This window comes from Paenibacillus sp. J2R1T-4 (assembly GCF_059692235.1).
Window position 1 is genome coordinate 1 of sequence record NZ_JCAUBA010000039.1, and the last position, 12,606, is coordinate 12,606.

The 12,606-nt window shown below is 49.7% G+C and carries 9 protein-coding genes; 7 read left to right on the forward strand and 2 right to left on the reverse strand.

Annotation, left to right across the window (positions count from 1 at the left end; translation table 11 throughout):
- The first annotated feature begins 344 nt into the window (after positions 1-344).
- Complete coding sequence (locus AC58QD_RS32260; protein ID WP_497339161.1) at positions 345-1,112, forward strand: tyrosine-protein phosphatase; 768 nt, start codon at positions 345-347, stop codon at positions 1,110-1,112.
- 492 nt (positions 1,113-1,604) lie between these two features.
- Here AC58QD_RS32260 and AC58QD_RS32265 read toward each other — a convergent pair whose 3' ends face one another.
- Positions 1,605-3,119 (reverse strand): CehA/McbA family metallohydrolase, encoded by a 1,515-nt coding sequence (locus tag AC58QD_RS32265; RefSeq protein WP_497339162.1) that lies wholly within the window; start codon positions 3,117-3,119, stop codon positions 1,605-1,607.
- Positions 3,120-3,862: 743 nt separating this feature from the next.
- On the opposite strand from AC58QD_RS32265, the gene AC58QD_RS32270 reads away from it, so the two are divergent.
- The 5 genes from AC58QD_RS32270 (at position 3,863) to AC58QD_RS32290 (ending at position 9,551) form a co-directional block, all read left to right on the forward strand.
- A complete protein-coding gene (locus AC58QD_RS32270) occupies positions 3,863-5,053 on the forward strand; it encodes a neutral/alkaline non-lysosomal ceramidase N-terminal domain-containing protein (protein ID WP_497339163.1) in 1,191 nt (396 codons plus the stop codon).
- 86 nt (positions 5,054-5,139) lie between these two features.
- Positions 5,140-6,396: a DegT/DnrJ/EryC1/StrS family aminotransferase gene (locus tag AC58QD_RS32275; RefSeq protein ID WP_497339169.1), complete on the forward strand. Its 1,257-nt coding sequence runs from the start codon at positions 5,140-5,142 to the stop codon at positions 6,394-6,396.
- Between the two features lie 44 nt (positions 6,397-6,440).
- Entirely contained in the window at positions 6,441-7,601 is a 1,161-nt protein-coding gene (locus tag AC58QD_RS32280; protein ID WP_497339164.1) for a Gfo/Idh/MocA family protein, read from the forward strand.
- Between the two features lie 46 nt (positions 7,602-7,647).
- Positions 7,648-8,685 (forward strand): TIM barrel protein, encoded by a 1,038-nt coding sequence (locus AC58QD_RS32285; protein ID WP_497339165.1) that lies wholly within the window; start codon positions 7,648-7,650, stop codon positions 8,683-8,685.
- Positions 8,682-9,551 carry a sugar phosphate isomerase/epimerase family protein gene (locus AC58QD_RS32290; RefSeq protein WP_497339166.1) on the forward strand — a complete coding sequence of 290 codons (870 nt, stop codon included), beginning with the start codon at positions 8,682-8,684 and terminating at the stop codon, positions 9,549-9,551. The genes AC58QD_RS32285 and AC58QD_RS32290 overlap by 4 nt, the downstream gene beginning before the upstream one ends.
- A gap of 229 nt (positions 9,552-9,780) precedes the next feature.
- Here the strand turns inward: AC58QD_RS32290 and AC58QD_RS32295 are convergent, their stop codons facing one another.
- The gene (locus AC58QD_RS32295; protein WP_497339167.1) at positions 9,781-9,933 is read right to left on the reverse strand and encodes a hypothetical protein; all 153 of its coding nucleotides are present in this window, start codon (positions 9,931-9,933) and stop codon (positions 9,781-9,783) included.
- Between the two features lie 144 nt (positions 9,934-10,077).
- On the opposite strand from AC58QD_RS32295, the gene AC58QD_RS32300 reads away from it, so the two are divergent.
- Complete coding sequence (locus tag AC58QD_RS32300; RefSeq protein WP_497339168.1) at positions 10,078-12,267, forward strand: helix-turn-helix domain-containing protein; 2,190 nt, start codon at positions 10,078-10,080, stop codon at positions 12,265-12,267.
- The last annotated feature ends 339 nt before the right edge of the window (positions 12,268-12,606 follow it).

Here is a 12,606-nt window from a genome sequence, read left to right on the forward strand (position 1 = left end):
TCGAGAAAGAATGGGACGATTATTTGAACCAACTGAAAAAAATGGGTCTGGAGGAAATGGTCAAAATTTATCAAAAAACGTACGACAGATATATCAACACGAAGTAGACGAACGGTTCGCGATAGTTGGACATAAATCGGAGGGGTGGGGAGGTCTGCCGGTTCATGTCCAAGAGGCGTGCTTGGGAGAGCATGTGGCGGGCGATTGTTCCGGTCCACCGAATGGTAAACGACTGGCGGTGGTGTACCCATTTATCCATAAGTACTTCACCAAAGGCGCGATGATGGGTTCATTGAAGGAATAATCATCGCTATCAATGGAAGCAAACAGATGGAGGTAGCGACATGGGGAAAGTTGAAGGACAAATAGTAACTGAATCGTTAAAGGTAAAAGCAATAGAATTAAAGGGAGCAAGCAACTGCAGGGATCTTGGCGGTATTCGGACTGTTTCGGGCAGAGAGATCCGTTCGGGTGTGCTGTATCGGTCTGGACAGCTTGCGAATCTAACCGTGGAGGATGCTGAACTGCTTCAAGCACTTGGCATCCGTCGAATCGTTGACCTCCGGGGCGAACAGGAGGCGAAGCGTCAGCCCGACCGCGTACTCGTAGGTGTTGAGACGATCCATTGTCCGATAATACCAGGTTCACGGGAGATCATCGAGATGAACCGACTGCTCGTGGGTGAGACGGAAGCGTATGGGCGCATGTTCCGAACCTTGATTAAGGAAGAAGGAGTGCCGACACTGATTCACTGCGCCGCAGGCAAGGACCGGACGGGCTTCGGCATTGCTCTGATCTTGCTGGCGTTGGGCGTGCCCATGGCGGCGGTGATCTCCGACTACATGCTGACGAATCGGTATCTGAGCAAGGTTCCATTTGAGTCCGGCGATGCGGAAGACAATCAGTCCGATGGCATTGGAACTGAGGTGCGTACAGTAGGTATCCTTAGCGCAATGGAAGCTCATCCCGAACATTTGGAAGCGGCGTTCGGGGAGATTGAAGCGGTGTACGGATCATTGGATTATTATTTGTGTCATGGCCTGGGTTTGCCGGATGATATCCGAAAACGGCTGGAGGCGGCGCTTCTTGAGGAAGTTGCATGTGAAACATGAGATACATCTAACGAACTCGACCCCTAAGAAATTCCCAATTATGTCGAACAAACATTGGGCACTCCGATTAAGGGGATACCGGTTCGATCGAAAGTATGAAAATAAGCAACAGGCAACAGCAACCTGTTTGGTGCACAAAAAAGAAGGGGAGTTTTCCCCTTCTTTTTTAACTATGCCAGAAATTATATAATTCGAGGGGGTTGCCCTTTTTTTAATAGTGATAGGGGCTAATAAATATTAGAATTTCTTTAGCGGACTAAAGTAGATGTGGATGATTTATACACAATCCAAAGTCGAATAGAAGGGCAGGGAGGTGGAGCGGAGAAACGAAGTGGTGGCCTTTGTGGTGGGGTTCCTACCTCTAAACATCATAATCAAGGGAACCCTAGCACAACAGCAATCGTAGCCCACCTTCCTGCCCTCCCGCGCGCACAACTGAACTCGGGTCGCCAAGGACCGCTAGAGTGATCTTCTCTAGCGGTTTTTCATACTTTAAATACCAGGTTTGAGGTCGAGCAGGGTTAAGCCGGATTTGGCCATCGCCTGTTCCCAAGTTGCTATTTCCGGAACCCGAAACCCGTAGGAAACCGGGTTCGTGAAGGCGATTAATTGTCCGTCAGCGGAGCGGAGTTCCGCTCTTGCCCAAGCGTATTTCGTACCTTTCCAGTTGAATGCCATTTCGAATGATGAGTCCTCGGCGTTATTCGCCGTGCTGAGCACCTGCACACCATTCTCAATCCAGCATATGTGTCCTGTATCCAATCCGCTCACCTTCATTTGATACCTGATGGTGGGGTTGCCCGCGGAGTCGACAACTTTCGTCAGATCGCTTCCTGGATAATACGCTTTTCCGTCGACAAGAATGATTACCTCAAGAGCAGGTCCACAGGTGACATAAACACGGCCTAAGCGGATGTTCTCCATAATCGCGTTTGCCGACAATTGCTGGGCGAACACGCACGTAGTCGGACTTCCGACTCTGGCTTGCTCGCTCCCGTTGTAATAGATCTCATTGCGGTGGAAATCCGAACCGCCGATTCCCGGAATTCGGTACCCTTCGTTCCATAATGTATTCCAGATGGCAAGTGCTTGTTCAGTGGCGACAGGACTGTCCTGATGCTCTGGCGCGTTAATGATCTCAAGTGTGTCAATCAGACTTAAATCCGTATCATGAAAGGTCCATTCATACCCAGCGAGTGCCGGATGATTGATCGAACAGATTGCACCGTCATCCGCAGCTTCACGGATAATGCGATTCATGCCCAATTCACTGTCGAGCCCTCCGTCGGCACAATTCGGATTCCATTCCAGCCAGGATCGCGCTCCAATAGCATTCCAATGACCAGCTTTGGCTGTAACCTCAGTTCCCGGAATAACGAGCAAGTCGGTCTTCGGCCAAGATGTAGGGAGGATATAATGATCGGATGCAACAATAAAATCGAGCCCATTCTGCTGTGCTTGCCGATTCAATTGATCCGGTGTCAGGCATCCGTCCGACATCGTTGTGTGCAGATGACAGTCACCTTTATACCATCTGCTGCCTTCTGCCCGAACTTCATCCCAATCGTAACGGTGAAGGGTGAATGGCTGGGCGTGACCAGCGGAAACATCCGTCCACACATCGCGATAAGGATCGGGAATATTGGCGCCGACGGGGAGTCGGCCGGTTCCGGTTTGGATGTGCAAGTCGAACTCCGGTTTCTTCTTTTGCATGAAATCGATACGCCATTCGCCAATTGGAATTTCTCCTGCCACACCGCTCATGCTAGTCTTCAGCGGGTCCTGGTGAATGGTGATTGTCCGTGGGCTATACATGTCCAGATGCTGGTATCGCACCCTGCCCAAAGGATCACGCACTGTGTACATGACCCACCTGAAGCGTGCAGTGCGGCAATCCACATTTAAGACGAGCCATTCACATGCTTCATTCACTTGAAAAATGTGTGAGTTTGCCATGTTAATCGTACATGATTCCTTATTCGCCAACTGTGATTGATCATTGTTCACCCGCTATGCCACCTCGCACTGTTTTCGTTTCAAAAAAATGAATTGTCCAAATAGTTACGACGCCTTGTTGCCTTTCTTTCTACCATCCACCGGATCCTGGAGCTTTCAAGTCGAACCACAATCTACATAAAAAATAAGCCAATCGCTTTCTTCCTCCACACGAAAAAATGGGATTGTTACAGATTTAGTTCATTCGTCTCCATGATAATTGATCCTCCTTCGTCGTAACGTTGTTTATTTAATTAAATTCGTTTGTAAATTATATCAAAATAAAAACCGTCCGTAAACCTTTTTATCTCAAGGAGATCAATAAAGGTGATTGGTGATTTTGCCGCGTAAAATGAAAACTTAATATTTTTATTTCATGAAATAATTTATTTACGGCAAGCGTTTGCGAACCTTAAGTATCCTCACTTTATACCAACGGTTGCCTACTTCACGAGTTGCGGGCAAACCGCTTTGTGACCGTTAGCTTGAAGCTGGAGATGAGCTCGTTCGGTGACAGGAAAGGCATTCTGGGGGCATTAATGGTAGTAGCAGGTTTGATTGTTATACGCCTACACTCCCCCAAAAAAATGATAAAGGTAAGGGTTTACAAGCAACCGATTCTGGTATATATTTTATCTATTGAATTAAATAAAAGTATTTACGCTATTTAATTCATTTATTATTTTATTCGCGTTTCCGTAATCGTAGTTGAGCGGTTTACGTGGCGACATTCGAGACAGAAGGGAGCAATGCAAGTGCAAACGATTAAAGGCGCTTTCCGTAAAGTCAACATTACACCGGAGGAGGCCACTCCTTTGCAAGGCTACAATCCGAGCCAATACATCGCGAACCCGGAGATGGACATTATGGACGATCTATATGCGCGCGTTCTTGTATTGGACGACGGGAAGCAGCGCAAAGTTATCGTCAGCATCGATTGCGCGCTGACCAATGAAACGACGTTCCAGGCCGCCGATCCAGGCGGCAAGCCGCTCATCTATCGCCACCTGCTGCAGACGTTCCCGGAAGGGACAAGGAACATGTGGGGGAGAGCGGCGAATACGGACGAAGCTGCGGTATCCGTTCATGCCACGCATACGCACAGCGCTCCGGAACATTTCTCGTCCAAATATACGGCGAGGATTGAGCAGGCGATCAAGGAAGCGTCAAACAGCCTGCAGCCGCTTCGCCTGAAAGCGGGCAAAGGAGAAACCGCTGTTTCTGTAAATCGTCGTCCTTTCTTACAACCCAACGAAGCGCTGCCGATCGATAAGACGCTGAACGTGATCGTATTTGAAAGCGAAGACGGTACGCCGGCAGGGGCAATCGTAAACTGTGCGGTTCACCCCACCCTGCTCGGAAACCCGGTTAACCGGGTTTCCGCTGAATTCGTCGGGCTTGCTGCCAAGGAATGGGAAGCGGAAGCGGGTGACGGATTCGTCACGCTATTCATTCAAGGCTTCTCGGGAGATGTCGGGCCATTCGGCCATCACCGGAATGAAACCGACGATACGTACCCTTGGGTTAAGCGGCTTGGACACGAATTATATGCAGAGATCGCTGCCATCGCCGGACAGTTGGAGCCAATTGCTGCGCTGCCTCTTGTCAGCGCAGAGAAGAGAGTCGACTTGCCGACTCGCAAGGGGTACTTTAAGCCTTCGATCGATGTAACGCTTCAAGGCATCCGGATCGGCCAGCTTCTGCTCATTTCCGTATCGTGCGAAGTATTCAACGGATATACGGGCATCGTGCGCCAACATTCCCCGACCGCCTATACTTTATGTGCCGGTGTGTCCAATGGGTATAACGGTTATCTTCCTACGGCGCAAGCGTTTGCCGATGGGCTCGGCGGATACGAGATGAACACGACACCCTATACGCTTGAGGCAACCGAACGATTCGTTCAAGCGATGAAGCAACTGTTAGCAAGCTTGAACGGAGTCTGACCAAGAGGCTGGTGGCGTGACGACTTGCTCATCATCTTGGCAAAAATCATGTATAAATTCTGGTTAATAGGAAGGGAAGTGTGACCATGCATAACGGCAATCAGCATACACCAGTTCGGACCAAACCCTGGAACTTCGGCCTGCTTAGCACCGAGGAGTTCGGGAAGGAGGAAAGGGATATGGTTCTTGGGGTGTTGGACAAAAAAAGAGTGTTTCGTTTTACCGGCAAAGACAAGGAACAATCCGAGGCATACAGGCTGGAGCAGCTTTACTCCGAACGCACAGGCACGAAACATGCGCTTGCGCTTAATGCCGGCACTTCTGCGCTTGTCACTGCGCTCATCGGAGCGGGAGTTGGGCCCGGTGATGAGGTCATCGTACCCGCCTATACTTATATCGCCACGGCGGCCGCCGTGTTGATCGCACGTGCCGTGCCTGTCATCGTGGAGGTAGATGATTCGCTGACCATGGACCCGCAAGCGTTCGAAGCGGCGATTACCCCGTATACGAAAGCAGTTATTCCCGTCCATATGCGCGGCGTGCCATGCCGGATGGACGAAATTATGGCGGTCGCGCAACGGCGCAATATTATAGTCATCGAAGACGTGGCGCAAGCGAACGGGGGAACGTACAAAGGAAAACCCCTCGGTTCTTTCGGCATCGCCGGCTGCTTCAGTTTCCAGCAATACAAGCTGATTACGGCGGGAGAAGGCGGGATGCTCGTCACTAACGATCAAACGCTTTATGCGCGCGCCAACATTTATCACGATTCCGCCTTCGTATATTGGGACATGAATGTGGAGAATCATCAGGAGCCGTTTCCTGGGGAAAATTATCGCCTCAGCGAAATTAATGCCGCGGTTGCCCTAGCCCAATCGCAGCGGATTGACTCCGTCGTGTCCAAACTGCGGCGGATCAAATCGGACATCGTGGCTGCAATCGGTGATCTCAAGCAAATACAATTGCAGACAATCCCTGATCCGCAAGGCGACGTTTCTTATAGTCTTGTGTTTTACTTGCCGACGGTCGAACAATCGCAGCAATTCTCGCGCAAGCTGATAAGCGAAGGTATTCCGAATGGCACGATCAACAATAACGGCTTTGCCGATCGCCATATTTACAAGAACTGGACCTATGTGATGGAGAAACGAGGCGCTTCCGTACAGGATACGCCATGGAACTGTCAGAGCTACAAAGGAAACGTACAGTATTCGGCGGATATGTGTCCGCGAACGCTCGACTGGCTGAACCGGGCGATTGCCATTGGACTTCATCAGAACATGACGGAAGAGGATTGCGCTGACGTGATACAAGCGATTCGTAAAACGGCCGCTTCGATGTAGCACGAGCTTCGATCACAACATATGGGCAGGAGGAATATACGCAAATGGCCAAACGACAAGTACGCATCGGCATGATCGGCTACCGTTTCATGGGCAAGGCGCATAGCCATGCCTATCGCGACCTTCCGTTTTATTTTGATCTCGACGTGGAACCGGTCATGCAGGCTATTGCCGGCCGGGACCCGGAAGGCGTCCGGCAAGCCGCTGGAAAGTTCGGTTGGAACTCCTATGAAACGGACTGGCGCCGATTGATCGAACGAGCCGATATCGATCTGATCGACATCGGCGCGCCGAACAATGCTCATGTCGAAATTGCGATTGCCGCCGCCGAAGCGGGCAAGCACATCATTTGCGAGAAGCCGCTCGCGATGAATGTGGAAGAGGCCGGCCGCATGCTGCAGGCGGTGCGCCGGGCGGGTGTCGTCCATATGATCTGCCACAACTATCGCTTCGTGCCGGCGATTCGATATGCGAAGAACTTGATCGAATCGGGACGTCTTGGCACGATCTATCACATGCGTGCGACGTATTTGCAGGACTGGATTATGGACCCGCAGTTTCCCCTCGTCTGGAGGCTGCGCAAAGAGGTGTGCGGTTCGGGAACGCACGGTGATCTGATGGCGCATTCAATTGATCTTGCCCGATATTTGGTTGGTGAATTGAGCGAAGTGACCGGCATGATGAATACGTTCATTAAACGCCGTCCGCTTGGCGAGATGACGGGGGGACTTAACGCGGAAGCGGACGGGGATCGGACCGGAGAGGTCGATGTAGACGACGCCGTTGCGTTTATGGGGCGCTTCACCAACGGGGCTCTTGGCGTATTCGAAGCATCCCGCTTTGCCCGAGGTAACCGTAACGGCAATCGGTTCGAGATCAACGGCTCGCGAGGTTCTGTGCGCTGGGATATGGAGAACATGAACAATCTTCATGTGTACCTGGAAGACGATGAGCGGGGCATGCAGGGGTTCCGTTCCATCAATTGCACGGAGGAGGTTCATCCGTACGCGGGCGCCTATTGGCCGGCAGGCCATATTATCGGGTATGAGCATACTTTCATCAACATTATGAACGAACTGATGCGCGGCATTGCGGAAAATAAAAGCCCCACGCCGAATTTTGTCGACGGCTTTCGCAATCAGCTCGTGTTGGAAGCTATAGAACAATCTTCGCTGAGCAAGCAATGGATGACGATTCCATCGTAACGATCTTGTTATTATGTATACAAATTAATGAGAGGGTGTTATCGGAATGACCTATCGATTTTCGTTTGGACCGTGGAACATTCATGAAGGATCCGACCCGTTCGGAGCTCCGGTAAGGAAATCTTACGCATTTCAGGAGAAGCTGTCGGCGTATCGTGAGCTTGGTTTCGAGGGCGTGCAATTTCACGACGATGATGTGGTGCCTGGAATAGAAGCCATATCGCATGCAGAAGTGTTGAAGCGGGCAGGTGAAGTGCGCCGCATGATGGATAATCATGGACTTGTGACGGAAATACTCGCGCCCCGCCTATGGGACAGTCCCAATACGATTGACGGTGCTTTTACTTCCAACGACCGGCGCGAACGCCTGCTTGCGATCGAGCGGTCGAAGCAGACGATTGATATCGCCAGAGAGATGGGAACCAACAACCTCGTGCTCTGGTTCGCCAGGGAAGGAACGTACATCCGCGAGGCGAAAAATCCGGTTAATGCCGTTCATTACATTGTCGATGCGATCAACCAACTGTTGGAATACGATGCGACCATGCGCATCCTGATCGAGCCGAAGCCGAATGAACCGATGGATCACACGTATATTCCGACGATTGGTCATGCTTTATCGCTGGCATATCGGACTATCGCGCCGGACCGGGTCGGCGGTTTGATCGAATCGGCGCATTGCGTATTGGCCGGACTCGATCCATCGGACGAAATGGGCTACGCTTTGGCGCTAGGCAAGCTGTGGAGTGTACACTTAAACGATCAGAACGGACTCAAATACGATCAGGATAAATCGTTCGCATCAGACAATTTGCGCCGGGCTTTCAATCAGGTGCGCGTGCTTGTGGAGAACGGATACGGAAATAACGGGGAGTTTATCGGCCTTGATGTGAAGGCGATGCGGACCCAGCCACGCGAACTTTCGTTCAAGCATCTGGCGAACAGCAAGAAGATGTTCTTGCGCTTGGTTGAGAAGGTTCATACGTATGACAAGGAAAAAGAACGACAGTTCATCGCGGCGCGCGATTACGAGGGACTGGACGAACACGTACTCGATCATTTGATGGGAGGTGACGGAAGTTGACGATATTTAAGGGGAAAGTGGCCGTCCATGCAATCACATGGGGACATGATTATTTGCGGGGGTTCGAAGAAGCGGCGGCGCTCGGATACCGGGCGATTGAACCGTGGCCGACATTCGTGATGCAGTTTGAGCACAGAGAGAGCGAGTTGATTGAAGCGCTGGATCGTTACGGCCTTACTATGACGGGGGTTTACGGTGGTGCGTCCGGCGAATCGGGGCGACGCTTCGCCGACCCGGCAAAACGCCGGGACATCGCCGAATACAACGTCAAACTGGCGCAAATTGCGGCAAAATGCGGAGCTTCGCATATCGTGTTCGGTCCAGGAGGACCGCGGAACAGTCCGACTTCACTGGAGGAGACGAAGCAGGCAGCATTGACGATTAACGAAGCGGCGAAATGTACGCTGGAATACGGTGTGAAATCGTGCGTGCATCCGCATCTGTGGACGGAATTGCAGGATGAGAACGAACTGGATGCGCTGATGGAACTTTCCGTGCCGGAAGTGTATTTCGCTCCGGATACGGCGCACTTGACCGGTGCGGGGATGGATGTCCCAGCCATAATCAAGCGCTACAAGGAGCGCGTCGCCTACGTGCATTTGAAAGATTTGACCCCGGAGGATGCGCGCAAAGAAGACTTCCCGATGCTGCTGGGGAATGAAGCACTGCCAGTGTTTTGCGAGCTCGGTCTTGGTTCGATCGATTTCCCCCCTATCATCGAAGCGTTGAATGAAATCGACTACAACGGATGGTTGACTGTTGAAATCGATAAATCGACAAGCACGCCTAATAACAGCTTGCAAATATGCCGGGACTTCGTGGAGCTGCAGCTAGGCATTCCAATTCAAGGGATTCCCGTGCGTTAATTTGAAGCAGAAGATCAAATTATTACAGGGATATAGTGAAATGGAGGAAGGAGGACTCAACTTACAGCATTCGCACTTTTTTCGGGTCGAAGAAGCGGGAAGCGAGTGGTTGATCATTAAATTCGATTATTGGGTGAACCCTGTGACTTGGAACATATTGATGTAGAAGAGCAGAAATAAAAACCAACTTGACAAGGTACAGGGTCATGCCATTACAATAAGAGGGTGTTCAGGGATGGGAATGCAGGATGTTACCGGGCACATTCACGCAAGGGATTGCGGTGTAGCGAAGCCCCGCACTGAAATTCGACAACAGCGTTTGCAACCAGATTGTACTCAATATGGTCGGATATTCGGCGACATCCAGCAGTGGATAACTCATTCCGCCGATCCAAGCTGATGATCGTTTTCAGCCTCTTTTTGCGTCGTTTTGTCAATTGTGCAAACGACAGCAGGAAAGAGGCTTTTTGTGATACCTAGGTTTCGCTACCTGCAAGTGCCGACAGTAATGAGGAGGATGGTAGATTTGCATACGAAAAATCGAAGGTTCCCTCTATTTTTTCAGTATTTTCTCACTTATATTGCCGTGTTATTAATCCCATTATTGATCATGGGGTATTTCGTATATTTCTATTTTGTGCAAATCGTGAAAGATGAAGTGACGACGAGCAACGAAAATATGCTGGTCCAGATGCGCGACTTTGTCGATGGCAGATGGAGCGAATTCAGTAAAATTTCCGGCCAGATTACGATGAAGCAAGAGTTGAAACCAGACCTGTTGACAGCAAGCTTCTTTAACGCAATCCAGGCCAAAAGTCAGCTTAATTTTACTTCAGCCAACGAGTTCCTGCACGATGTGCTGCTATATATCCGCGGCGGCGAGTATTTGTATTCTGCGGAAACGACTTATCGCTTGTCGAATTTTATTAATGATGTATATCACTATCGCTACTGGCCGGAGCCGCAATTTGAGCAAGAAATCAACAGCATTTCGATTCCCGTTCTCCGGTCGGCGGAAGATATTAGTATGATGCCATCGGGAGAAGATCGTATTGTTACCTATATGATGCCAATTCCGCTCAACAGTTCCAATCCATACGGCACGGTTCTTTTTCTGATGAAAGAGAAATCGTTCCATACGATGCTGAAGGCCATTCTGAAGGATCGCGTCGGAAATGCTGTCATATTGGATGAGCAAGGGAGAATCGTAACTTCGCTAATCGACGATAGTTACCTTCATTCCACAGCATTTCGCGAAATGATCCAAGACGTCAACCACGATCAGACACAGGTGATCAGACTGGCGCAAACGAATTATATCGCATCATATGTCCGTTCGGCCAAAAGCGGCTGGACGTACGTGACGCTGCTGCCGGAAATGAATTTGATGAAACCGGTCAAGGACATTGAACATAAGGTCCTGCTCAGTTTGCTGCTTATATTAGCGCTTAGCGGTATCGTCATTTATTATGCCATGCAAATCAATTATAACCCAATCCGAAAGTTGATCCATTTCACGGATAAACTAAGCGACCAATTGACAAACAGCAAACCTGCATTGAAACAATACTTGTTAAGTCAATTGCTGAAGGGCCGAATCCCCAACATTGATCAGTTCAACGAAAGGGGCAAAGATGTCGGCATCTCCTTTACGAACCCGGTCTATTTTGTCGTGACTATCGAGCGGTCCGATCAAACCGAACAAATAGAGGTAAACAAATATGCCGAAGAATGGCTGCAGTGCTTGCCGCAAGTAATGGAAGGTTATCATGTTGATGTTTTTGATGGAGAGAAGCTCGTTTTTATTATGGCATTGGCATTAGATATGGCAGCTTGGAAGGAGCTGTTGATCGCACATCAGATAAGCTTCAGCCAAAAATGGGATGTACCCGTAACCGTTGGAGTCGGAAACGGTTACCGCGAAATAAGCGAAATCGGCAAATCATATATAGAAGCGTCAACCGCCATGCTTTATCGATTGATAAAAGGAAAAAACAAAATCCTTTTTTTTGACGAGGTCGCTCCCGAGAATATTCAGCATTTTTGGTTCCCGAAGCTGGAATTGGCGGAATTGGAAGCGCACATCCGCTTCGGAAATGTGCAACGGCTGACGGAAACCGTACATCGGATCGTAGACACGATCAAGCAGCAAAGCGCAACGTTGTTTGTTGCCAGGTGTATATGCTTCGATATGATCAATACGATCATGAAAACAATGTATGACATGCAGCTTGACGAGTCCAAGTCAGAGATTATATACCCCGACGTGCTATCATTAACGGAGTTTCACACGATCGAGGAGCTTGCGGATATTGTAACCGGGGTATGTACGGAAGTGTGCAGCCGCATCGGCAAACACAACGACAGACAGGACAATCCGTTCTTGCAATCGGTTTTCGAATATCTTCACGCCCACTATAACGACTACCATTTTTCGCTGCAGCAGGCCGCCGGTCATTTTGAGGTGTCTATTTCCTATTTCAGCCGCACCTTTAAAGAACAGACAGGGCAAACTGTATTGGAATACGTCAATCATTTGCGCATTGAACGGGCCAAGCAGCTGTTGCTCACGACCGATTATCAGCTGCAGGAAGTTGTCAATCAAATTGGTTATAGCGATGTTTCCAGCTTTATCCGTAAATTCAAGCAGCTCACCAAAATGACGCCGACTGACTTCAGAAAAAATAACGTGGAACGCAAAGCTGTCTCACAATAACAGCGGCAAAATTCAATGAAAACGCACCGGCGAGTGCCTATTCAAGCGGATTGCAGCCCTATCCGCAATCCGCATATCCGCAAATCGGATTGGCCGATTTACGGGAGTGCCTTCCACCTTCATAATGGGAACAAACAGCCCCGTTGAAAGCGCTTTAATTGCGATGCATGTTCGCTTTGAAGCGCTTGATACGGATCTCCGTGGGAAGGGAGGTGTTAAACTTTGAACGGCAGGACACTTAAGAAAATCGCAAATAACTACGAGCTTTATTTATTTCTTTTACCGACACTAGTGTTCCTTGCCTTGTTTGCTTATCTGCCCATGTACGGTTTGCAGATT